The organism is Achromobacter sp. LC458, from assembly GCF_001005835.2.
In the GTDB taxonomy this organism is placed as follows: domain Bacteria; phylum Pseudomonadota; class Gammaproteobacteria; order Burkholderiales; family Burkholderiaceae_B; genus Achromobacter; species Achromobacter spanius_B.
Genome location: NZ_LBHW02000015.1, coordinates 107878 through 131188, shown reverse-complemented (window position 1 = coordinate 131188; position 23311 = coordinate 107878). Strand labels below are relative to the sequence as shown.

The 23311-nt window shown below is 65.9% G+C and carries 21 protein-coding genes and 1 pseudogene; 11 read left to right on the top strand and 11 right to left on the bottom strand.

Annotated elements, in window-relative coordinates; translation table 11 throughout:
• Positions 1 to 34: 34 nt before the first annotated feature.
• Both YH64_RS14950 and YH64_RS14945 read right to left on the bottom strand, forming a co-directional pair.
• A complete protein-coding gene (locus tag YH64_RS14950) occupies positions 35 to 697 on the bottom strand; it encodes a hypothetical protein (RefSeq protein WP_046805021.1) in 663 nt (220 codons plus the stop codon).
• 182 nt (positions 698 to 879) lie between these two features.
• Entirely contained in the window at positions 880 to 1776 is an 897-nt protein-coding gene (locus tag YH64_RS14945) for an NAD(P)/FAD-dependent oxidoreductase (RefSeq protein WP_046805020.1), read from the bottom strand.
• Between the two features lie 246 nt (positions 1777 to 2022).
• Between YH64_RS14945 and YH64_RS14940 the strand changes: the two genes are divergently transcribed.
• Complete coding sequence (locus YH64_RS14940; protein WP_046805019.1) at positions 2023 to 3150, top strand: acyl-CoA dehydrogenase family protein; 1128 nt, start codon at positions 2023 to 2025, stop codon at positions 3148 to 3150.
• Positions 3151 to 3271: 121 nt separating this feature from the next.
• Here YH64_RS14940 and YH64_RS14935 read toward each other — a convergent pair whose 3' ends face one another.
• The 6 genes from YH64_RS14935 to YH64_RS14910 all read right to left on the bottom strand — a co-directional run bounded on the left by YH64_RS14935 (position 3272) and on the right by YH64_RS14910 (position 7016).
• Positions 3272 to 4276: a lipopolysaccharide assembly protein LapB gene (locus tag YH64_RS14935; RefSeq protein WP_255444471.1), complete on the bottom strand. Its 1005-nt coding sequence runs from the start codon at positions 4274 to 4276 to the stop codon at positions 3272 to 3274.
• A gap of 25 nt (positions 4277 to 4301) precedes the next feature.
• Positions 4302 to 4679 (bottom strand): DUF2784 domain-containing protein, encoded by a 378-nt coding sequence (locus tag YH64_RS14930; RefSeq protein ID WP_046805018.1) that lies wholly within the window; start codon positions 4677 to 4679, stop codon positions 4302 to 4304.
• Positions 4680 to 4716: 37 nt separating this feature from the next.
• Positions 4717 to 5292, bottom strand: a complete 576-nt coding sequence (locus YH64_RS14925; RefSeq protein ID WP_046805017.1) for a restriction endonuclease — start codon at positions 5290 to 5292, stop codon at positions 4717 to 4719.
• 39 nt (positions 5293 to 5331) lie between these two features.
• Entirely contained in the window at positions 5332 to 5577 is a 246-nt protein-coding gene (locus tag YH64_RS14920; protein WP_046805016.1) for an RNA-binding S4 domain-containing protein, read from the bottom strand.
• A 29-nt stretch (positions 5578 to 5606) separates the two neighbouring features.
• On the bottom strand, positions 5607 to 6380 hold the full coding sequence (locus YH64_RS14915; protein WP_143215394.1) for a DUF502 domain-containing protein: 774 nt from the start codon (positions 6378 to 6380) through the stop codon (positions 5607 to 5609).
• 168 nt (positions 6381 to 6548) lie between these two features.
• Complete coding sequence (locus YH64_RS14910) at positions 6549 to 7016, bottom strand: winged helix-turn-helix transcriptional regulator (protein WP_046805042.1); 468 nt, start codon at positions 7014 to 7016, stop codon at positions 6549 to 6551.
• Positions 7017 to 7150: 134 nt separating this feature from the next.
• Between YH64_RS14910 and YH64_RS14905 the strand changes: the two genes are divergently transcribed.
• From YH64_RS14905 to YH64_RS14895, 3 genes are all read left to right on the top strand, one after another.
• The gene (locus tag YH64_RS14905; protein WP_046805014.1) at positions 7151 to 8452 is read left to right on the top strand and encodes a D-amino acid dehydrogenase; all 1302 of its coding nucleotides are present in this window, start codon (positions 7151 to 7153) and stop codon (positions 8450 to 8452) included.
• 130 nt (positions 8453 to 8582) lie between these two features.
• Positions 8583 to 9707: a DNA repair exonuclease gene (locus YH64_RS14900; RefSeq protein ID WP_046805041.1), complete on the top strand. Its 1125-nt coding sequence runs from the start codon at positions 8583 to 8585 to the stop codon at positions 9705 to 9707.
• Positions 9704 to 12331 carry an AAA family ATPase gene (locus YH64_RS14895; RefSeq protein ID WP_046805013.1) on the top strand — a complete coding sequence of 876 codons (2628 nt, stop codon included), beginning with the start codon at positions 9704 to 9706 and terminating at the stop codon, positions 12329 to 12331. The genes YH64_RS14900 and YH64_RS14895 overlap by 4 nt, the downstream gene beginning before the upstream one ends.
• On the opposite strand, the gene YH64_RS14890 is transcribed toward YH64_RS14895, so the two are convergent.
• Positions 12256 to 12960: a hypothetical protein gene (locus YH64_RS14890; RefSeq protein ID WP_046805012.1), complete on the bottom strand. Its 705-nt coding sequence runs from the start codon at positions 12958 to 12960 to the stop codon at positions 12256 to 12258. The genes YH64_RS14895 and YH64_RS14890 overlap by 76 nt on opposite strands.
• A gap of 271 nt (positions 12961 to 13231) precedes the next feature.
• Here YH64_RS14890 and YH64_RS14885 point away from each other — a divergent pair, with 271 nt between their 5' ends.
• A complete protein-coding gene (locus tag YH64_RS14885) occupies positions 13232 to 14113 on the top strand; it encodes a DMT family transporter (protein WP_046805011.1) in 882 nt (293 codons plus the stop codon).
• 277 nt (positions 14114 to 14390) lie between these two features.
• Here YH64_RS14885 and YH64_RS14880 read toward each other — a convergent pair.
• Positions 14391 to 15257, bottom strand: a pseudogene (locus YH64_RS14880) (hypothetical protein); the annotation flags it as partial.
• A gap of 398 nt (positions 15258 to 15655) precedes the next feature.
• Entirely contained in the window at positions 15656 to 16642 is a 987-nt protein-coding gene (locus tag YH64_RS14875) for a tripartite tricarboxylate transporter substrate binding protein (RefSeq protein WP_046805010.1), read from the bottom strand.
• 556 nt (positions 16643 to 17198) lie between these two features.
• Here YH64_RS14875 and YH64_RS14870 point away from each other — a divergent pair.
• Genes YH64_RS14870 through mnhG form a run of 6 tightly spaced genes read left to right on the top strand, consistent with a single transcriptional unit; the run spans position 17199 to position 23190 of the window.
• Positions 17199 to 20114, top strand: coding sequence for a monovalent cation/H+ antiporter subunit A (locus tag YH64_RS14870; protein WP_046805009.1), 2916 nt, complete (start codon positions 17199 to 17201; stop codon positions 20112 to 20114).
• Positions 20114 to 20458: a Na+/H+ antiporter subunit C gene (locus tag YH64_RS14865; RefSeq protein WP_046805008.1), complete on the top strand. Its 345-nt coding sequence runs from the start codon at positions 20114 to 20116 to the stop codon at positions 20456 to 20458. The genes YH64_RS14870 and YH64_RS14865 overlap by 1 nt, the downstream gene beginning before the upstream one ends.
• Positions 20455 to 22086 (top strand): monovalent cation/H+ antiporter subunit D, encoded by a 1632-nt coding sequence (locus YH64_RS14860; RefSeq protein ID WP_046805007.1) that lies wholly within the window; start codon positions 20455 to 20457, stop codon positions 22084 to 22086. Before YH64_RS14865 ends, YH64_RS14860 begins: the two co-directional genes overlap by 4 nt.
• Positions 22086 to 22568, top strand: a complete 483-nt coding sequence (locus tag YH64_RS14855) for a Na+/H+ antiporter subunit E (protein WP_046805006.1) — start codon at positions 22086 to 22088, stop codon at positions 22566 to 22568. The genes YH64_RS14860 and YH64_RS14855 overlap by 1 nt, the downstream gene beginning before the upstream one ends.
• Positions 22565 to 22852 carry a K+/H+ antiporter subunit F gene (locus YH64_RS14850; protein ID WP_046805005.1) on the top strand — a complete coding sequence of 96 codons (288 nt, stop codon included), beginning with the start codon at positions 22565 to 22567 and terminating at the stop codon, positions 22850 to 22852. The genes YH64_RS14855 and YH64_RS14850 overlap by 4 nt, the downstream gene beginning before the upstream one ends.
• Positions 22849 to 23190, top strand: a complete 342-nt coding sequence (gene mnhG / locus YH64_RS14845) for a monovalent cation/H(+) antiporter subunit G (RefSeq protein ID WP_046805004.1) — start codon at positions 22849 to 22851, stop codon at positions 23188 to 23190. The genes YH64_RS14850 and mnhG overlap by 4 nt, the downstream gene beginning before the upstream one ends.
• The last annotated feature ends 121 nt before the right edge of the window (positions 23191 to 23311 follow it).

The window sequence follows — 23311 nt, the reverse complement described above, 5'->3', positions numbered from 1 at the left end:
GACGGCAAGCATCGCCCACGGACGGCCGTAGCGCTTATCCGTGGGCGATGTTGCTTGAGCGGGTGGGCAGTTGCAACGCGGCCTGCAAACCCGCCCGTGCCGCGTCCAGGGGCAGGCGTTGTCCCTGCACCATCGCCGCGGCGTCGGCCATCCACGGATGTGCAAACGCCACCACGTCGGCGCCTTGCTCATAGGCCTGTTGCGCCGCGCTTGCGCAGGCTTGCAGGCAGGCCGGCATATCGCCGCCCTGGAACAGCGCCCAGGCCTGCGGTACCACGTGCACGGCCACCGTTGCCCCGCTGGCCTTGGCATGGCGCTCGAACAGCATCCGGTTGGCGTCCACGGCGGAAGGGGCCGCGCAAAGCACGACGATATATCCGCCAGCGCGGGTGGCCGCCATGGCCAGCGCCACGTCGGCGCGGATCACCGGCACTGGAAAGTCGGGCATCTGGTCAATCACCGGCCCCAGCGTGGCACACGTGACGAGGACGGCGTCCGCATCGGTGGCCAGGTTCTGTACGGCGTCGCGGATGGCATCGCGCAACGCGCCATCCGTTGCCAACCCTTGGTCAATGGCTTGCCGCAGATCCGGGCGCACATCGTGGCGCAACTGCGCGGCATTCATGCCCCCCTGGGCTGCCGCATGCTCAAATACGGCCCGGTTGCCGTCAATGGTGTGCAAGAACGAAATACGCATTCGAAGCCATCCTGATATTCATGGTGAGCGCGCATTGTTCTGCCTTAGCGCCGCCGCAACAAGGCAAGTCTGAATACCGGTACTGCGTGTACCCGGGTTTTCCTTCCCGTTCGTTTGACCGCGACCCCTGCATCCCGTACTGCGCAGCACCGCTTGCGGCGCGCAGGGCGGCTAATGCCCGCTTATTCCATCACCAGCGAGCGATGCGCGCACACGCCCGCCATCACCCCCGACGCACTGGCCAGCGTGGCGTTGCTCATGGGGATGGCGGCGTCGCCTGCGGCGAAGACGCCGGGCACCGAGGTCTGGCGCAGGTCGTCCACGCCAATGATCGGCCCCAACGGGCCATCGTTAAAGGCGCAGCCTAGCTGCATGGCCAGCGGGCTGGCCATGTGCGTTTTGCTGGCGACGAACAGCGCGTGGATGGCCAGGCGTCGGCCGTCGGCCAGCTTCACGGCGTCCAGGCGGGGTGATGCGCCCATCAATTCAACGATGGGGCTGCGTTCGATGCGCACGCCGCGCTTGGCCATCAAGGCGGCCTGTTCCGCGTCCGGTTCAAACTGGCCTTGCGTGAAGTACGTGGTGGGGCCCCAGTCGGGCAGCAGCACGGCCTGATGCGCGGACATGGGGTGCGCCGCCATTACGCCCAGCGGCCGATCGGCCGTTTCATAGCCGTGGCAATAGGGGCAATGCAGGACCGTCTGCCCCCAGCGTTCCTGCAAGCCGGGCACGCCGGGCAATTCGTCGCGCAGGCCGGTGGCCAGGATCAGGCGTTTGGCCCGCAACGGCTGGCCGTCCGCCATCAGGACTTCAAAGCGACCCGATTCGCCGCCGGCATTGAGCGCGTCGCCGTCCACGAATGTCACGCTGGGATATTGCGCCAGCTGTTCGCGCGCTTGTTGCACGATGTCGTGCGGGGCCTTGCCGTCCTGGCCCAGAAAGCCGTGCGAATGCGCGGCGAAGCGGTTACGGGGCTGGCCGCCGTCGACCAGCACAATGCGTCTTCTGGCGCGCGCCAATTGCATGGCGGCGGACAGGCCGGCAAAGCTGCCGCCCACGATGATGACGTCGTAATCCATCAGCGGATTCCTTATTGGTGGTTATCAAGATACTTAATAAGTTGCATGATAAAGCGGCAAGCGGATTTCACGCAATCTGAAATGTTCTTTGATGCCGAATCGATGCACCAGGGCTGGCTCGCCCGCGCCCACGGACGGTGTATTCTCGATTCCGAGCCGCGCCCCATCCCCCGCGCGGCGCGTAAAACTAAGGCACCCGGCGCCCATCCGGCGCCCGCGTGCCACGGCCACCCCAGGAGACAAAACATGTTGTTGAACGAAGAGCAGCTCAGTATTCAGGATATGGCGCGCCGCTTTGCGCAGGAACGGCTGGCGCCCCATGCCGAACACTGGGACCGCGATCACCACTATCCCGCCGACGCCATCCAGGAAATGGCGCAGCTGGGATTCTTCGGCATGCTTGTGCCGGAAGAGTGGGACGGCAACGCCAGCGGCTATGTGTCCTACGCGGTGGCGCTAGAGGAAATCGCGGCGGGCAGCGGCGCGTGTTCCACCATCATGAGCGTGCACAATTCGGTGGCGTGCATGCCCATTCTTAAATTCGGCACCGACGCGCAGAAAGACCAGTTCCTGCGCCCCTTGGCAAGCGGCGAGCACATCGGCGGCTTTGCGCTGACCGAGCCGCAAGCCGGTTCAGACGCCAGCAGCCTGCGCACGCGCGCGCGCCGCGATGGCGACGATTACATCCTGAACGGCGCCAAGCAATTCATTACGTCCGGCAAAAGCGGGCAGACGGTCATCGTTTTCGCCGTTACCGATCCGGACGCGGGCAAGCGCGGCATATCCGCGTTCATCGTGCCGACCGACACACCGGGATACCAGGTGCTGCGCGTGGAAGACAAGCTGGGCCAGCACGCGTCGGACACCTGCCACATCGCCTTTGAAGACATGCGCATTCCGGCCGCCTACCGCTTGGGCGCGGAAGGCGAGGGCTACAAGATCGCGCTGGCCAATCTGGAAGGCGGCCGCATCGGCATTGCGTCGCAATCGGTAGGCATGGCGCGCGCCGCGTTCGAATGCGCGCGCGACTACGCACGCGAGCGCCAGGCTTTCGGCAAACCTATCTTCGAACATCAGGCGGTGTCGTTCCGCTTGGCGGACATGGCGACGCAGCTGCACGCGGCGCGCCAGATGGTATTGCACGCGGCGGCGCTGCGCGAAGCGGGCAGGCCGGCGCTGATGGAAGCGTCGATGGCGAAACTGTTCGCATCCGAGATGGCCGAAAAAGTGTGTTCGGCGGCCATTCAAACGCTGGGTGGATACGGCTATCTGAAAGACTTTCCAGTCGAACGCATCTATCGAGACGTACGCGTTTGCCAGATCTACGAAGGCACCAGCGATATCCAGCGCCTGGTGATTGCGCGCGGGCTGTAGGGTAAGCGGGGCGCGCGGGGATGTTGCCGCTGCCGGTCGCGTCCGGCGAAAGCCGACAAGGCACCGACTAGACACCGTCACGACACCGACAACACAGCGTCACGACGCCGTCACGACACTGTCAGGGGGCGCTGCCGCTGGCGCCGCGCTGTGCTTGCAGCCGGGCCAGTTCCGCATCCCAATATGCCAGGTGTTCCTTCCATTCCGGCTGCCCCAATGCGTGCAGCGCATCCAGAATGTGGCGGGCGGGGTCGGGCTGGCCCAGCAGCAAGTAGGCCTTGATCAGGTTATTGCCGACCTGCGGGCCGTGCGCCGCGGCACGATAGTGCGGGGCGGCCAGTTGCACGATATCGGGAATGCGCCCCGCATTGCCCAGGTCGCCCGTCATCTGCATGAGCAGGTCGCCGGGCACCGGCTCGCCCGCTTGCACCAACGCTTCCCGATACAGGGCCAGCGCGCCTGCATAGTTGTGCGCGCCCAATTCGCCGCGTGCCAGCCACAAGCGCGCGCGCCAGCTGCCGGGCAGGGCCGCAACCCGCTGCATGGCGCCCACGCCGGCCGCGTCCCCGCCGACGTCGCGATGAATGGCTTCGTACCAGCCCAGGCCGTTGTCCTGGTTGGGGTCCCGTTGCAGGGCGCGCCACAAGGTGTCCAGTGTCTTGTCGTCGTCGCCACGTTCGGCGTGCACCTTCGCCAGGTTCGTCAGCACGATGCCGGTGTCACCGTGCCGCGCGCAGAAGTCCGCCAACACGCGCTCGCTGTCGTCCAGGCGGCCTTGCTTCAGGTAGACGATGGCTTGCAACACCACGGCGCGCTCGGTGTTCTGGTCCAGTTGCACCAGCCGTTCGGCGGGGCCGACCATGTCATCGATGAAGTCGTCGTTCAAGGATTGGATGATCAACGCCGCCAACGCGTCGGCATCGTTCCAGCGCTGTTCGATGGCGCCCGGCAACACCTTGTCGCGCCATTCATCGCGCGTGATCAGCACTTCACGTCCGTCGGCGTCAAAGGCGCGGATCAGGCTGGAAGGGTCGGCGGGGGCGTTGTCGGATTGGGGCGTCGGGTTCATGTCGATAGGCTCGGTCATGCGGTTCGTGCGGGTTCGTTCGGGTTCGTGCGGGCTCATACACGCTCATCGCCGCGCATAGGCTTTATGCGCGCGCGGTGGCGCGGCGGCGTCGGCGCGCCCAGAGGGTGTAGATGACGATGTTGCCGATGATCAGCACGGCTGCCAGCATCATCTGCGTGTCGCGCGTGATGCCTTCGGGGTAGATGACGCCAAGCAGGTAGTGTTCGATGAAGCCGCCCGCATAGCCTTCCTGCCCGGCTTGCTGGCGCAGCGACACCTCCAGCGGCGTCAGCGGGCAGATCAGCCCCATGCCGACCACCACCGCGCCCCAGGCCAGGGCGGGCAGGTGCCAGTAGGCCATGCGCGGCCGCCACAAGGCCAGCAGGCCGCCAAACACCACGAAGGCGACAAAAAGCCCGTGCGCGACAAGGACCAGGTCGGCCAGGATGCGGTAGATCATTGCAAGGTCCGGATGGGAATGAAAGGCCTGGGCGGGCTCAGGTTTTCAAGTCGCGCAGCAACTTGGTCAGTTCGGGCGCCGTCATCAGCGACACGCCTTGCGCCTTGGCGTAGGCCCAGGCGTTGTCCGACACGTCGCCCAGTGCAATGTAGATGGCTTCGCGCGCCCCGCGCTTTTCACGCGCGGCTTGCAGTTCGCGCAGGGGCTCAACGCCCACGCGGGCGGCCTTCCAGCGCTTGGCGCTGACGATGGCCACGTGGCCGTCCTTGCTTAACGCAAAGTCCGCACCCGGTGTTTGCAGGCGTTGGACCTCGCAGCCGTCGCGCTTGAATCCGGCTTCGACGGTGTTGGCAAAGTCGGCCCAGGTCATGGCGGCCGCGGCTTCGGCCACGGCTTGCACGCGCGTGCCCGACGGCGCGCGCAGTTGCTTGTAGGCAGCCATGATCGCAATCACCGCGAACGGCACCGCCGCGAAGACGCCCATCGCGGCATATTCCAGCGGCAAGGCGGCAAAGCCACCCGCGCTTAACACCACCGCCACCCCCGCGCTCATCCACCACGGCGAACGTAGCAGGACGGCAAAGATGGAGTTCTGGGACATCTTGAATTTCATGAGGGCTCGCGGTGTGGCGGGTTGGGAAAAGGGTGCGGCTCAGGCGTCGGGGGCGGGCGCTTGCGGGGCGCGCACCACGATGCGGATGTCGCCGATGGTGACGATCTGGCCGCCACGGATTTTCGCGGTCTTGCGGGTTTCAACCACGCCGCCCACGCTGACGTGGCCGTCAGCCACCATCATCTTGCCCGCGCCGCCGCTGTCGCAAACGCCGGTGGCTTTCAAGAGCTGGTTGATTTCAATATAGGGGCTGCCTTCGGCAAGCGTGAATTCGATCAAGGGCATGGATTGCGCGTATCAGGAAGTAGGGCGATTCAGCGAGGGCCGCCAGCGGGAGGGGCGTCGGCGGCCGGCATACCGGCTTCGGGCGTACGGGCGGCCGGCGTACCGGCTTCGGGCGTACCGGCGGCGGGCGTACGGGCTGCCGGCATACCGGCTCCGGGCGCTTCAGCTGCGTCCGGCGCGACGGTGGGCTCGACGACTGTAGGCGCAGCGGGGCGGGGGTGTTCGGCGCGCGCCATCCAGGCGATCAGCGACGAACGCATGGCTTCTTCGACCGACATATCAATGGGCTGCACCCAATCTTGCGGCACAAATACCGTGTAGCCGCCGATCATGTAGCCCATCGGCAGATAAACGGCCACGCGGTCGCCCTGCGTGAATCCTTCGGGCAGGCCTTCCATGCTGCGGCGGGTCACCAGGCCCACCAGTTCCAGTTGTTGCCCCGGCAAGCGCAGAATCACCACCTGTTGCGCCGTGTTCTTGGAGCTGGGCGAAAAATAATCGGCAAAGCTCTTTAGCGACGAATAAATGCTTTTGACCACCGGCAGGTTGGTGAAGGGCATTTCCACCACGGTCAAGAAGCGCTGCACACGTTGCTTGGACACCAGATAGCCGATCGCCAGAATCCCCAGGATGCCCAGGGCCAGGCCCATGCCCGGCACGTAGAAGCCGCCAATGAACGGGCGCAGGAACGTCAGCGCCACGGCTTCCGTCCACGCCAGGAAGATGTACAGCAGGTAGATGGTCAGGGCCAGCGGCAGGACGGTGATCAGGCCACGGAAAAAGTATTTGTAGAGACGAGTCATAGGCAGGGACTAAAGAATTGGGGTCGGACAGGGCCAGCGGCGCGAGTCGGAGGGCCGCCAGCATAGCAGCCGCCGACGCGCGCGCCCGTAACAAACCGCATGCCAGGCAGGGCCGTGCCGGCCGGCACCACACGGGTATGCGCCACGCCGGTCAGCCGCGCCGAACGGCTAGCGATCAACGGGCAGATACAAGGTTTCCTTGATTTCTTCCATGACGACATAGCTGCGCGATTCCGCCGACGCCGGCAGGCGTTTAAGGATCTCGCCCAGCAGTCGACGGTATTCATTCATCTCGGTCAGCCGGGCCTTCACCAGGTAGTCGAAATCGCCGGACACCAGATGGCATTCCATCACTTCCGGCACGTACAGCAGTTCTTTCTTGACCTTGTCGAACACGTCGCCCGACTTGGCGGACAGCTTGATTTCCAGGAAGACCAGCAGGTTCTTGCCCAGCGCCGCCGGATTGACGCGCGCATGGTAACCCGTGATCACGCCTTCGCGCTCCATCCGTTTTACCCGGTCTGAACAAGGCGTGGCCGACAGGCTGACTCGCTCGGCCAGATCCGTGACGGAAATGCGGCCTTCGCGTTGCAGGATTTCCAGGATTTTCAGGTCAATTCTATCTAGCTCGCGCATTTCACTTTTGGCGATCAAAAAAGAGGGGGTGCCCGAGAAAAAGCGCTGCCAAAGCAAAATAATCAGTGCTTTTCACTGCGAGGAGGCCCATAGACTACCGAAATTACTGAGCAAATCCAAATACGGAAAGAATCATGCATGTGATCGTCCTAGGCAGTGGCGTAATCGGCACCACCACCGCGTATTACCTGGCCCGTCAGGGCGCCCGGGTAACGGTCCTGGACCGCCAGCCCGCCGCCGCCCAGGAAACCAGCTATGCCAACGCCGGCCAGGTGTCGCCGGGCTATTCCACGCCCTGGGCGGCGCCCGGCATTCCCCTGAAAGCCATCAAGTGGTTGTTCAAGAAACATGCGCCGTTGGCCATTCGCCTGGACGGCAGCCTGTATCAGCTGAAATGGATGGCGGCCATGCTGGCCAACTGTTCGGCCGACCGGTATTCCATCAATAAAGAGCGCATGCTGCGCCTGGCCGAATACAGCCGCGACTGCCTGCGCGAATTGCGCGCGTCCACCGGCATCCATTACGAAGAGCGCACGCGTGGCACGTTGCAGCTGTTTCGCACCGACGCGCAGCTGGAAGCCGCCCGCCGCGACATCGCCGTGCTGGAAGAAGTGGGCGTGCCGTACGAGCTGCTGGACCGCAATCGCCTGGTCACGGCCGAGCCCGCCCTGGCGCGCTCGATCCATAAGCTGGCTGGCGGCTTGCGGCTGCCCAATGATGAAACCGGCGACTGCCGCCTGTTCACCACGCGCCTGGCCGAGATGGCCGCGGCGCTGGGCGTGGACTTTCGCTACAACCAGACCGTTTCCGGTCTGAACGTCGCGGGCGGCCAGATCACGGGCGTGCGCGTGGGTAACGACGTGCTGACGGCCGACCGCTACGTGGCCGCCTTCGGCAGCTACACGCGCGGCTTGCTTGAACCGCTGGGCCTGGACTTGCCGGTGTACCCCGTCAAGGGCTATTCGCTGACCATCCCCATGAAGGATGACGCCGCCGCGCCGGTGTCCACCATCCTGGACGAAACCTACAAGATCGCCGTGACCCGCTTCGATGACCGCATCCGCGTGGGCGGCATGGCGGAATTGTCCGGCTTCGACTTGCGCCTGAAAGACGCGCGCCGCAAGACGCTTGAATTGGTCGTCAACGACCTGTTCCCCGACAGCGGCCATGTGGCGCAGGCGGAATTCTGGACGGGCTTGCGCCCGATGACGCCGGACAGCACCCCCATCGTCGGGCCGACCCGCTACGGCAACCTGTTCCTGAACACCGGCCACGGCACACTGGGCTGGACCATGGCTTGCGGCTCCGGCAAGCTGGTGGCCGACCAGGTCATGGGCCAGCGGCCCGCCATCAGCACCGACGGGCTGGGCTTGTCGCGCTACGAGCGCGGCGCGTCGTCCAACCCGTCGTTGGTGCTAGGCGGCAAGGGCGCCTGAGGGTCGCTCGGCCCGCGCGAACAAGCCATCGCGGGAATCATCGGGCGGTGCCCGTTGATGTGATCATGCGGCGTGATCAATTTGGCATTGCGCTTTTTTGATGTGCGCCGGCTTATGCCAAAATCGCCGCATGACTCATTTCCTGCATACCGCCGATTGGCAGATCGGCCGTCAGTACGGCCAATTTGAAACCGACGACGCCGCCTTGCTGGCCGAGGCGCGTTTCGACGTGGTGGCGCGCCTCGCCGCGCTGGCCACCGAACGCGGCGTCGATGCCGTACTGGTCGCGGGCGACGTCTTCGACACGCAAGGCGTTTCCGACCGCACCATCCGCCGCCTGTTCGCCGCCATGACGGCCTATGCCGGCCCCTGGGTCATGATCGCCGGCAACCACGACGCGGCCTTGGCCGACAGCGTCTGGAGCCGCGCGGCGCAGTTGGACTGCATCCCCGCGAACGTGCACGTACCCACGCAAATCGGCGTGGTCGACCTGCCCGCCATCAACGTGGCGGTGCTGGCCGCGCCGCTAACGCAACGCCATACCTACGACGACGTCACGCAGGCGTTCGATTCCCTGGATACCGAACCTGGGCGCGTGCGCGTAGGCCTGGCGCATGGCAGCGTGGCGGGCCGCTTGCCCGACACCATCGACGCCACCAACCCCATCGCGCCTGACCGCGCCGCGCGCGCCCGCCTGGACTATCTGGCGCTGGGTGACTGGCACGGTTGTTTGGCTATCGATACCCGCACCTGGTATGCCGGCACGCCGGAACAAGACCGCTTTCGCAACAACGAGCCCGGCTACGTGCTGGACGTGCGCATCGATACACCGGGCGCCACACCCGTGGTGGAACGCGTGGCCATCGGCAAATACCGCTGGTCGGCGTGGGCCGAGACCATCAGCCTGCCGTCCGACGCGCACGCGCTGGCTGAAAAATTGTCGGCCTTGCGCGCCGAAGACGTGCTTCGGCTGGATGTGCAAGGGCACGTCAACATGGAAACCTGGGACGCGCTGCAACGCGCCATGGACCAGGCCGCTGCCCAGGTGCGCGCACTGTTGCCCGACTTGTCCGGCTTGCGGCTGGAGCCTGACCAGGCCGATTTGGCCGAGCTTGGCGCAAGTGGGTACGTGGGCGAAGTGGCCGCGCAACTACAGGCCTTGCAGGCGGACGGCGAACAAGCCGCCATTGCCGCCGAGGCCCTGCGGCTACTACTAAGATTTCAACGCGAAAGCGCCACGGGAGCCGCCAAATGAAGCTGTCCCGTATCGCGCTTGAAGAATTTCGCAAGTTCCGCCAGCCCTTGGTTCTGGATGGACTGCAAGACGGTTTGAACCTTTTCGTGGGTGCAAACGAGGCCGGTAAAAGCACGGTGGCGGCGGCCATACGGGCGGCGTTCCTGGAACGCTACAGCACCAGCAAGGTGGCCGACCTGGCGCCCCACGGCGAGTCCGGCGCGCGGCCAACCGTTGAGCTATCGTTCGCGCATGGCGGACATCAGTACGTGCTGAAAAAGCAGTTCCTGTCGCGTGCGCGCTGTGAATTGCTGATCGACGATGGGGCTCAGCGCCTGGATGGCGAAGAGGCCGAAAACGCCCTGGCGGCGCTGCTGGGGTTTGAGCTGCCGGGCAGGGGACAAAGCAAGCCGGATCTGGCCGGCATCCCCGGTTTGCTGTGGATACAGCAAGGAGACGGCCACAACTTGCAAGCCGCCGCGTCTTACGCGGGCACGCATCTGCGCGACGCCTTGACGCAACTGTCAGGCGAACTGACGGCCACGGATGGCGACCGCCTGTTTGAACGTGTGTCGGCGGAACGCGCCGCCTTGCTGGACGCGCGCAATGGTCGCCCCAAGGGCATTTATAAAGAGGCCGAAGACGCGTTGGCGCGCGCCACGTCCGAGCGCGACGACTGCGCCCAGGCCATGGCGCAACTGAACGCCGATGTCGACCGCCTGGCCGGCCTGCGCCGCGATCACGAGCGCGCCCAGGCCACTGAACCCTGGAAGGATTTTGAAGCGCGCGCCACGGACGCGCGCGCCCGGCTGGCCGCAGCGGCAAAACAGCGCGAAGCGCTGGAAGGCCTGCGCCGCGAGCAGGCCCAGGCGGTGCAAACGCTGGCCTTGCTGCAAGACCAGGTGCGGCGCGACCAACAAGATGAAGCCGACCATCACGCGCTGGTCAAGGAAGCCCAGGCCGCGCGCGCCCGCGTCGATGCCGCCCAGGCGCCGCTTGTGCGGGCGCAGCAGCAACAGCAGGCGCACGCCGCCGCGCTGGATGCGGCCCGCCTGCGCGTTGCGGCGGTTCAAGCCGTGGCTGATCGGCGCGACCTGGAGCATCAGCTTGGCCAATTGAACGCCGAAATCGAGCGGCTGGACGACGCACTACGCGCCGTAACCACCCTGATCGAACAAGGCTCGACGCTGAAGACCGAGGCGTTGCGCATTGAGATTGCCGATGGCGATATCGACGCGCTGCGCAAAGCCGAACGTGAACTGGCCAACCTGCAACTGCGCCAGCAAGCGGTGGCGACGCGTTTGTCATACCAGCTGGAAGCCGGGCGTGAGGCCAGCATGGACGGCCGCGCCATCAGCGGCGCGGGGCAGGTGCTGCTGACGGCTGCCGCTGACATCGATCTGCCCGGTGTGGGCAGTTTCCGCATCGAGCCGGGCGGCCAGGATCTGCCGGCGCTTCAGCGTGAGCTTGGCGGGCTGCAATCCGCCTGGAACGGTTTACTGGAACGTCTGGGCGTGGCAACGCTGGCCGATGCCGAACAGCGCCACGCGCGCTATACGGCCTTGCAGCGCGAGCTTGACGGCATGCGCAAGACGCTGGCCATCCACGCGCCCAAGGGGCTGGATGTATTGCGTGGGCAGCGTGACGAGGCCCTGGCTCGCCGCGTGGCGTTGCAAGAACGGCTGGCCAAGTTGCCGGCGGTGATGGGCACCTATCAAGACGATCTGCCTGCCGCGACCCAGGCGCTGCGCGACGCGACAGCGGTGGTCGCGCAGGCGGACGCGTCGTTGGCGGCGGCGCAACGCGCGCTGGACGCCGACCTGGCACGCGCGCAATTGCTGGAAGGGCAGGCCGCCGCGCGCGCCTCCGATATGCAGTCGGCCGAGCGCGCCGAACAGCGTCAAGCGCGTGCCGGCCGCCTGGCCGAAGCGCGCAGCGCGCACGACGACCTGGACCGCCGGGTGCGCGAGGCCCAGGCCGCCCTGGCGGACCACCGGCCCGAGTTGGCCGAGCAAGACGTACAGCGCTATGAAAAATCGGCGGCCATCGAACGCGACGCGCAGCACAAGCGTCACGGCGAGATTCTTCAGTTGCAGGGCAAGCTGGATCAGGCGGGCGCGCAGGGGCTGGGCGAACGCTTGTCGGAAGCCACCGCCGCATGCGAACGGCTGGCGCGTCGGCGCGATGAATTGGCACGCCGCGCCGCTGCGCTGGACCTGCTGCAAAAACTGCTGACCGACAAGCGTGCTGCGGCCACGCAACGTTTGCAGGCGCCCCTGGCTCGCCGCCTGAACCATTATCTGGCGCTGCTGTTTCCAGACGCGGCGTTGCGCTTGGACGACGCGTTGCTGCCCACGGCGCTACGCCGAGAGCAGGGCGAAGACCTGCTGGATGCGCTAAGTTTCGGCACCCGCGAGCAGCTGGGCATTCTGGCGCGATTCGCCTATGCGGACTTGCTTCGCGAGGCCGGTCGGCCCACCTTGCTGTTGCTGGACGATGCGCTGGTGCACACCGACGACGCCCGCCGCGATTTCATGAAGCGCGCCTTGTTCGATGCGGCCACCCGCCATCAGATCCTGATGTTCACCTGCCACGGCGAGGCCTGGCGCGACATGGGGGTGGAGCAGCGGCGCATCGGCGCCTGAGCGGGGCGATCCAGGAACCGGGTCTTTGGGGGGTATTGGGACAGGCTTGCGTCGCGCGCGCCTATTGACGGCAAAAGCAACGGTCGGTAGCCTGCGCGAATGCCTGCTTCCAAGCCGTCCTTCGAAACCCTTGTCGGTGCCTCTGCCGTGGCGACTGCCGCTGCCGTCGCGCACGCCAGCATGCGTTGGCGCAGGAAGCATGGGGCAGGCCGCGGATATTGCCGCGCGCGGTTTCCCGTATCGTCACCGGCTGTCTCGTCGCTGGGTGCTTCGTCGTCGGCTGCTTCGTCGCTGGCTGATTCGTCGCTGGCTATCTCGTCGCCGGCTGTTCCGTCGTCCGCTATTTCGTCGCCTGCTACTTCGTCGCCTGCTACTTCGGCGACCGCTTTTCCTCTCTTTTCTTCCGTCATTTCCCCCGTCGTTCCTCCTGTCATTTCGGGCGTCATTACGGCTGTCATTTCGGCTGCCATTTCGCCAGTCGTCTCAGCGGTCGTTCGCGCGGTTGTTTCGCCGCCGGTATTCCCGCCTGCCTCGCCGCCCGTCGGCGTGGTCCGGGCCGCGAACCCGCCAGCCGTGGTCGTGTTCGGCTGATTGCCGATCCGCCATTCCCGGCTCCAGTTCTCAATCATCGTCAGTCCATCCGTACGCTTGATGCGTGCGCGAGTCGGCCGCGTACGTCGCGGTTGACCCGCGCGTGGCCGATTTGGCCAGGCTAGCGGCCGTAGCGATCGCGATCCCGATCGCGATTCCGATCGCACGCGATTGCGACAGGTGATGGCCATGGCAATTGCCATCGCCTCGCCATCGCCCCGCCATCGCATCGCATCGCAACGCCACCGCCAAGCGATCCACGGAAGGACTGCCGGTCTGGAGCCTGTGCTTACCTTGACAGGTGTAAACATGTCTCTGAATCGAAATACCTGGGCCGCATACGGCTCCACAACCTTGTTCGTGCTGCTGTGGAGCGGCGGCGCGATCTTTGCCAAATGGGGCCTGTCGCACGCGTCGGCCTTTGCCTTCCTGTTGCTGCGCTTTGTGCTGGCCTTATCCGTGTTGGGGCTGGTGGCGTGGCGGCGCAAACGATGGTTGCCCGCGCCGGGCACGCGCGGCAGCGTCGCGGCAACGGGCCTGCTGCTGATCGGTGTCTATTCCATCTGCTATCTGCTGGCGCTGGATCACGGCATCACGCCGGGGGTACTGGCCACGTTGCTGGGTGCGCAACCCATCCTGACCTTGGCGGTCATGGAGCGGCGCTTTGACAAGGCCCGCATCGCGGGGCTGCTGCTGGCCTTGGCCGGGCTGGTGATGGTGGTGTACCAGAGCATCGGCATGGCGCGCTTTTCCGTGGCGGGCATGGGCTTCGCGTTCGCGGCGCTGGGCAGCATGACGCTGGGCGCCATGCTGCAAAAGCGCATCGACCAGCCGCCGCTGGACGTCATGCCGTTGCAGTACGCGGTAAGCCTGGCGCTGTGCCTGCTGTTTGCCCCGTTCCAGCCGCTGACGGCGCAATGGAGCATCGGGCTGATCCTGCCGCTGCTGTGGATGGGCCTGGTGATTTCGGTGGGCGCGACGCTTCTTTTCTATCGCCTGATCCAGGCCGGCAACCTGGTGAACGTCACCAGCCTGTTCTATCTGGTGCCGGCAGGCACGGCTGCGCTGGACTATCTGGTGCTGGGCAACCGCCTGTCGGCATTGAGCCTTGCCGGCATGGGGGCAATCTTGTTGGGGCTGATGCTGGTGCTGCGGCATCCGGCCCCAAACATCAGGCCAGCGCGACGCTAACCGGACGGGAGCGGGGAGGGGCGGATGCGATGGAACCTGCAATGGAACCTGCACCCGTCCCCGCGACCGTCCCGGCGACGGCGGACCCCGCAACGGACGCCGATGGCGGTGTCGGAACTGTGGCGGCGCCGGCTGCGGATTCCGTTGCCGGGACGGGTGCAGGTTCTGTTGCGGGAACGGTTGCAGGTTCTTTTGCGGGAACGGTTGCAGGTTCTGTTGGGGCGTCCGTTGCGGCGCCCACGCTGGCGGCCACCTCCGCCTCGTCCACGCCACCCCCGGCATCCTGCCCGGCCCAGTAGCCGCTGACCAACTGCGCGGGCCGTTCCTTGGCCACGACGCGGGCGCATACCGACCAGGCATCCAGTCGGACGCTCAGGCCCGCGTAGACCCCGTGGCCGTCGCCAGCCTGGATGACGCCGTCCGCGCGCACGCCTTCACCGGCGCGGATGGAGCCGTCGGCGCGGATGTCTCCGCCGGCGATCATGCCCCAGCCCGAGGCCAGGTGGTCGCCGCAGTGAATGGCCCCGCCCGCCTGAATGCCCGAGGTGGCGTTGATGGCGTGGTCGGCGCGTACATCGCCGCCCGCCTTGATTCCCTGACCGCATTGGATGGCGCCTTGCGCGCGCACGTCCTGGCCGGCGTGCAAGTGGCCGGTGACGGCCAGGTCCTGGCCCGCGCAGATGTCCCATTTGGCGCGCACGTTGCCACGGCATTCCAGGCGCGAGGCGGATTCGATGCCCCAGTCGGCGCTGATGTCGCCGCCCGCGTGGATCTCGCCACCGCTTGCGATATTGGCGGCGGCCGTGATGTTTTCGCCCGCCATGATGGTTTCTCCGGCGCGGATGCCGCCGCCCGTGATGATGCTGCGCCCGGCGCGCACCACCGTGTCCACATTGATGCCCATGCGAATTTCCAGCGTGCCCGCGAAGACGATGGCGTTGGCATCAAGCGAGTCCAGCCTGAGCACGGCATCGGTCGGGCCAAACTGATCCAGCAGCCAGTTGGCGTCGCTGATGCGGCCATCGGCGACCAGGGCGTCAAGCACGGCCTGGTAGTCCCCCTGGCCGTTGTGATCGCGGATAAACCACTTGTAGCCGCCCGCGCACGGGTTCTTGGCTTTGACGAATTTTTTGGTGAGTTGCATGGCGCTGGATGAAGATCAATGCGTGGCCGGGCCGCCCGCCAAGAGGCAAGCGACGAAGATTCATGAGACGAGCGTTGCGCCCGGCCACGCGGCAGGGCGTACGCCGGCGCGCGCCACGGCATCGGCACGGATGTGCAAAGCCGCCGGCGGCAGGCCGGAATCAAAAATTGGGGCAGCGGGAAAGCCGGGGAATCAGCCGGGCTTGGAGCGCGCGTAGGCGGAACGCGCGGCGACTTCCTGCGAGCTCAACAAAGTCGAGCGCAGGGCGCAGAGAACGCAGGCAGCGGGAGGGAGGGGAGAAAAATTGGATCGCACGGGGGCAGATGCTAACACCCGGGCATCGCTAGTCAAGTCGGCAAGCTGTCCCCGAAACCGGGGGCAGCTTGCCGCGCGAGCGATCAGTTCGTCGAAACGATATTGCGTTCCTTGGCGATGCGCTGGCGCAGTTCCAGTTCACGCTTGATCTGGTCGGCGTATTGGGCGGGCGTATTGCCGTCCACCAACGATCCGCCATCGGCCAGGCGCTGGACAATCTTCGGGTCTTGCAGCGCTTTCACGGCCGCCGCGTGCACGCGCTCGACCACGGCCGGCGGCGTGCCGGCCGGGGCCACCAGCCCGTACCAGGCCATGTTGTCCATTTCCGGCAGACCGCCTTCCTTGAACGTCGGCACATCGGGCAGCGCGGGCAGGCGCTTGGGGGCGGCCACGGCCAGCGCGCGCAGCTTGCCCGCCTGGATGTGCGGCATCGAAGACGGCAGGTTGTCGAACTGGGCGTTGACCTGGCCGGCGATCACGTCGTTCAGCGCCGGACCCGAGCCGCGATAGGGCACGTGCACCATGTCTGTCTTGGTCAGCGACTTGAACAGTTCGCCGTCCAGGTGGCCGATGCCGCCCGCGCCGGACGATGCGTAGCTGTACTTGCCCGGGTTGGCCTTGAGCAGGGTGATGAATTCAGCCAGCGTCTTGGCGGGCACCGCCGGGTTCACCGTCAGCACGTTCGGCACGTTCACCAGGTTGGTGATCGGCGTGAAGTCCTTGAGCGGGTTGTAGGGGTTTTTCGGATTGGTGGCCGGGTTGGTGGCCATCGTGCTGACGGTGGCCACACCCAGCGTGTAGCCGTCCGGGGCCGAACGCACCAGCGCGTCGGCGCCGATCGAGCCGCCGCCGCCGCCCCGGTTTTCCACCACGACAGCCTGGCCCAGCTCGCGGCCCAGCCCTTCGGCAACGATGCGCGCCACGATGTCGGTGGTGCCGCCAGCGGCAAAAGGCACGATCAGGCGGATGGGTTTGTTGGGGTAGGGGTCGGCGGCCAGGGCCGACGAACTAAAGCAGACGCCTGCAATGGCGGCGGCCAGGACGGCCTTGGCATGAGACAGCACGGTCAAGAGTCTTCTCCATATTGTTGTTCCGAGCCGACCGGCTTCTTGGGCCGGCGTCGGTGAAGCGTGCCTTGCCTGGATGCTGGCTTGGTCGATGCTTCGTGGGCGCAATTCCACACAGGAATCCCCCTACGGTCAACTCAGGATTCACCCTGTAGGGCCCGAAAACTTTTTTCGGCCCCTTTGACGTTGCCGGAACATGCCGGCAGTTCGGCGAAAATCCCAAGCCGGACAACAACATGAACGTTTTCATCCCGTTTTTCAATGCGCAATGATTGCGCAGTCATCGTGCCGTCATTAGCCGGGTAAATGCATAAAGTTCTGCATAACTTACAAGAATCTGATATTTTTCGGGGGAGATTCTTGGCCTGTCCTGCAAGAAAGCTATTGCGTTTGTTTCTGTCTGCGCCGTTCAATGGGGCGTTGGTTGATGTCCCCGCGGGGCAACGTGTAGTGCAGCGACGCACCGGGCCAGGGTTCCGTCCGTCTTTCAATCCCCGGTCTGTTTCGTCTTTCGCTGCCACGTGCTGGCGGGAGGGGGCCCGGACATTCTCGGAACGCCATGTCGCTGATCCTGATCCTCGCTCTGCCGTTTGCCGGCAGCCTGTGCGCCGCGCTGCTGCCTTCCAACGCCCGCAATGCCGAGGCGTGGTTGGCCGGCCTTATCGCGCTGGCCTGTGTGATCTTGATAGCCAGCTTGTACCCCGACGTGGCCAACGGCGGCGTGATCCGCGCCGACATGCCCTGGGCGCCTGCCCTGGGCCTGCAATTTACATTGCGCATGGACGGCTACGCCTGGCTGTTCGCCTTGATCGTTTCCGGCATGGGCGCGCTGGTTGTGCTGTATGCGCGCTACTACATGTCGCCGGAAGACCCGGTCCCGCGCTTTTTCTCGTTTTTCCTGGCCTTCATGGCCGCCATGCTGGGCGTGGTGTTGTCCGGCAACCTGATCCAGTTGGTCATGTTCTGGGAAATGACCAGCCTGGCTTCCTTCATGCTGATCGCCTATTGGCACCACCGCCTGGACGCCCGGCGCGGCGCGCGCATGGCGTTGACGGTGACGGGCGCGGGCGGCCTGTGCCTGTTGGCCGGCGTACTGATCCTGGGCCATATCGTGGGCAGTTACGACATGGACCGCGTGCTGGCCTCCGGCGACCTGGTGCGCGCCGACCCCTGGTATCCCGCCGTGCTGGTCCTGGTGGCCCTGGGGGCGCTGACCAAAAGCGCCCAGTTCCCGTTCCATTTCTGGTTGCCCAACGCAATGGCGGCGCCGACCCCCGTGTCCGCCTACCTGCACTCGGCCACCATGGTGAAGGCTGGCGTATTCCTGCTGGCGCGCTTCTGGCCGGTGCTGGCCGGCACCGACCAATGGTTCTGGGTGATCGGCGGGGCAGGGCTGATCACGTTGGTGCTGGGCGCCTACGCGGCCATCTTCCAGCAGGACATGAAGGGGGTGCTGGCGTATTCCACCATCAGCCACCTGGGCCTGATCACGTTGCTGCTGGGGCTGAACAGTGAATTGGCCCTGGTGGCCGCCATTTTCCACATGATCAACCACGCCACGTTCAAAGCGTCGCTGTTTATGGCGGCGGGGGTGGTGGACCACGAAACCGGCACGCGCGACCTCAGCCGGCTATCCGGCCTGTACAAAGCCATGCCGATCACCGCCACGCTGGCCATGGTGGCGGCCGCGTCGATGGCCGGCGTGCCCCTGTTGAACGGTTTCCTGTCCAAGGAAATGTTCTTCGCGGAAACCACCTTTGTCAGCGGCGACCGCTGGACCCAGGTCGGCCTGCCGTTGCTGGCCACGATTGCCGGCGCGTTCAGCGTGGCGTATTCGCTGCGTTTCATCCTTCAGGTGTTCTTCGGCCCCCCGGCCACGGACCTGCCGCGCGCCCCGCACGAGCCCCCCGGCTGGATGTTGTTCCCCAGCGCCTTGCTGGTGTTCATGTGCCTGCTGGTGGGTATCGTGCCCAGCCTGACGGTCGGCCCCTTCCTGGCGACCGCCGCGCAGAGCATCCTGGGCGCAAACATGCCCGAATACAGTCTGGCCGTCTGGCACGGCGTGAATCTGCCGCTGGTAATGAGCATGGTAGCGACGACGGCGGGCGTGCTGCTGTACCTGGTTCTGCGTGCGCACCAGCGCGCCAACCCCGGCCGCGTTCCCTTCATCTACCGGCTGGACGGCCGGCGCACGTTCGAAGCGCTGCTGGACGGCTCCAGCGTGGCGGCCGCGTGGCTGCTGCGCTGGGTGGCCTCGTCGCGTTTGCAGGTGCAGATGCTGTTGATTGTGCTGGGCTCGTTGTTCGTGGCCTGGCTGCCGCTACGCGCGGGCGGGTGGCTGGAAGGCACCGGCCGCATGACGCCCGTGGACCCGGCGTTTGCCTTGCTGTGGCTGGTGGGCGGCGCGTGCGCGCTGGGTGCGGCGTATCAGGCCAAGTACCACCGTCTGGCGTCCCTGGCGCTGGCGGGCGGCGCGGGGCTGATCACCTGCCTGACGTTCGTCTGGTTTTCCGCGCCTGACCTGGCGCTGACCCAGTTGTCGGTGGAGGTGGTGACGGTGGTGCTGTTGCTGCTGGGCCTGCGCTGGCTGCCGCGCCGGATCGCGAAGGACGACGAAGAGCCCCTGAAGGCCACGCTGCTGGCTCGCGGCCGTCGGCTGCGGGATCTGCTGCTGGCCACCGCTGCCGGCACCGGCATGGCCGCGCTGGCGTATGCGGTGCTGGTGCGCCCGCAAGGCGACACGATTTCGTCATTCTTCGTTGACCGCGCGCTGCCTGACGGCGGCGGCACCAACGTGGTGAACGTCATCCTGGTGGACTTCCGCGGCTTTGACACCTTTGGCGAAATCACGGTGCTGGGCATCGTGGCGCTGACGGTCTACGCACTGCTGCGCCGCTTCCGCCCCGCCGCCGAAAGCGCGGACCTGCCGCGCCAGCAGCAAGAGCAGGACGGCGGCGTGCCGGCCGCGCCGGACATCAAGTCCCTGGTGCCCAGCGGCTCGATGATGGTGCCCACCGTGCTGGTGCGCCTGCTGCTGCCCACCGCCGCGTTGATTTCCGTGTATTTCCTGCTGCGCGGCCATAACCAGCCGGGCGGGGGATTCGTGGGCGGCCTCATCTTCGCCACCGCCGTCATCCTGCAATACATGGTGGGCGGCGTGTACTGGGTGGAATCGCGCAGCCGCCTGAATCCGCAGAATTGGATCGGCATCGGCCTGCTGGCCGCCGGCATCGCCGCCGTGACCGCATGGCTGGCCTACAAGCCGTTCCTGGCCGCGCTGGCCTGGGACGTGGCGCTGCCGCTGATCGGCCATGTGCATTTGTCCAGCGTGCTGCTGTTCGATCTGGGCGTGTACATGCTGGTGGTCGGCTCTACGGTGCTGGTGCTGGTGGCGCTGGCCCACCAATCGCTGCGCGCGCAACGCAAGGCCGCCGCCGAGATGCAGGCGGCCGCCATACAAACAGGGGAAGCCTGATGGAATTGATTTATGCCATCGCGATCGGCGTGTTGGCGGGCTCGGGAGTCTGGCTGCTGCTGCGGCCGCGTACCTTCCAGTTCATCATGGGCCTGTCGCTGGTTTCCTACGCGGTGAACCTGTTTATTTTCGGCATGGGCCGTCTTACGTCGGCTCGTCCGCCTGTCATCGACCCGGGCATGGCGCATGACCCGTCCTGGTACGCCGACCCGCTGCCGCAGGCGCTGGTTCTGACGGCCATTGTGATCGGCTTTGCCACCACCGCGCTGTTCCTGGTGGTGCTGTTGGCCTCGCGCGGCCTGACCGGCACCGACCACGTCGATGGACGGGAGTCCCAATCTTGAGTTTCTGGCTGCAACATCTTCCTGTCCTGCCCATCATCGTGCCGCTGTTTGCCGGCGCGGCCATGCTGCTGCTGGCCGACACCAGCCGTTATGCGCGCGGGGCAATTTCCATGGCATCCACGTTGGCCCAGCTGGCAGCCGCCATCGCCTTGCTGGTGGTCGCGGGCGGCGGCGTGCCGGGCGTCTGGCCGCAAGGCGTGGGCGTTTATCTGGTGGGCGACTGGCCCGCGCCCTTCGGCATCGTGCTGGTCGTGGACCGGCTGGCGGCGGTGATGCTGACGCTGACGGCCGTGCTGGGCCTGGCCACGTTGACCTATTCGCTGGCCCGCTGGGACCGCGCCGGGGTGCATTTCCATTCGCTGTTCCAATTCCTGCTGATGGGCCTGAACGGCGCCTTCCTGACCGGCGACCTGTTCAACCTGTTCGTCTTCTTCGAAGTGCTGCTGGCGGCATCCTATGGCTTGCTGCTGCACGGCTCGGGCGTGGCGCGCGTCAGCGCCGGCCTGCAATACATTGCCGTGAACCTGGTGGCGTCGTTCCTGTTGTTGATCAGCATTGCGCTGATCTATGGCGTGACCGGCACGCTGAACATGGCAGACCTGGCCTTGCGCGCCGGCAACCTGACGGGCGCCGAACGCATGCTGTTCGAAGCCGGGGCGGCCATCCTGGGCATCGCTTTCCTGGTCAAGGCCGGCGCCTGGCCGCTGAACTTCTGGCTGGTCAAGGGTTACGGGTCGGCCAGCGCGCCCATTGCCGCCATGTTCTCCATCATGACCAAGGTCGGCATCTATGCGCTGCTGCGTATCGGCTCGCTGCTGCTACCGTCGGGCGCGCCCGCCGCGTTCAGCCTGGACTGGATGTTCGCGGCCGGTCTGGCCACGCTGCTGTTCGGCGCGCTGGGGTTGTTGGCGACCCAGCAACTGGAAAAGATCGTGGGTTACTGCGTGATCGTCTCGGCCGGCACCTTGTTGACCGCGTTGGGCATGCCCGGCGTCACGCTGACCGGCCCCGCGCTGTTCTACCTGCTTAGTTCCGTCCTGACGACCGGCGCGTTCTTCCTCTTGGCCGAATTGATCGAACGCACCCGCAGCTTTGGCGCCAACGTGCTGGCCGTGACGCTGGACGCGTTCGACCTGGACGACCCCACGTCGGTCAACCGGTCCGACGATGTGGTCGGCGTGGCCATTCCGGCGGCCATGGCCTTTCTGGGGCTGGCGTTCATCTGCTGCGCCTTGCTGGTGACCGGCCTGCCGCCCCTGTCCGGCTTCGTGGCCAAGTTCTCGCTGTTGTCGGCCGCCGTGTCCGCCGCCACGGAGTCGGCGCCGCCGATGGACGCATGGATTTTGGTTGCCGCCGTGCTCGTCTCCGGGCTGGCGGGCCTGGTGGGGCTGGGGCGCACCGGCATTCGCGTCTTCTGGGCCAGCGACGACCGCAGCACGCCGCGCTTGCGCCTGATCGAAGCCGGGCCGGTTGCCGTGCTGTTGCTGTTGTGCGTGGGCCTGGCGGCGGGCGCGGGCCCGGTGTCGGCCTATCTTGACGACGCGGCGCGCTCGCTGGACCAACCCAAGTCCTACATCGAAGCCGTCATGTCCGCGCAAACCGTGCGCGGCCTGAAAGGGGGAAGCTGATGCGCCGCGTTTACTTCCTGTTCCTGCCCGTTTTCCTGTTTGTCTTGTGGCTGGTGCTGAATGAAAGCCTGTCGGCCGGCCAGATTGCGCTGGGCGCCGCGCTGGCCTTGTGGTTCACGTGGGCGGCCTCGCGCCTGCGCCCGCTGCACGCGCGCCCGCGTCGTCTGTGGAAGGCCGTGCCGCTTTTCCTGCACGTGACGGCGGACATCATCCGGTCCAACATCGCCGTGGCCAAGCTGATCCTGAGCCCCCGGCGCAATGAATTTTCGCCCGGCTTCATCATGATTCCGCTGACCATGCGCGACCCGCACGGGCTGGCGATGCTGGCTTGCATCGTGACCTACACGCCGGGCACGGTCTGGGTGGACCTGACCGCCGACCACCGCCTGAAGCTACACGTGCTGGACCTGCAAAACGAGCAGCACTGGGTCGACCTGGTGCAGCAGCGCTACGAGCGCCCGTTGATGGAGATGTTTGAATGACGATAAATACCGCACTGTATTGGGCGGCATCCTTCGCCCTGGTGTGCTTTGCGCTGGGCATGGTGTGCGCCACCATCCGCCTGTTGCGCGGCCCCACCGCGCAAGACCGCGTGCTGGCGCTGGACACCCTGTATATCAACGGCATGCTGATGATGCTGGTCTTCGGCATCCGGTCCGGCTCCTCGCTCTATTTCGACATTGCGCTGCTGATTGCGCTGTTCGGTTTTGTAGGGTCCACGGCGATGGCGCGTTTCTTGTTGCGCGGCGAGGTCATCGAGCCATGATGAACGCCGCCATTCCATTGTGGGCCGGCATCCCCGCCTGCGTGCTGCTGGTGCTGGGCGGGCTGTTGGCGCTGACCGGTTCGGCCGGGCTGCTGCGCTTTCGCAGCTTCTATGCGCGCATCCATGCGCCCACGCTGGGCAACACGCTGGGCTGCGCCTGCGTGCTGCTGTCCTCCATCCTGGTGTTTTCGGCGTGGTCCGCGCGACCGGTTTTTCACGAGGTCATCATCACCTTGCTGCTGGTGGTTTCGTCGCCCGTGACCGCCATGTTGCTGATGCGTGCGGCCACCTATCGTCATCGCCTGACGAAGGCCGACGCGGACCAGGACGCGCGCTAAGGCTGTAACAAGCGACACGGCATGTGAACGCCGGAAATCGTGCTGCAACGCGGCAATATCACTGACAGGGGCCAACCGCCCCTGTTTTTCTTTGTGCGGCAACAGCGGGGTAGTGGGGGGG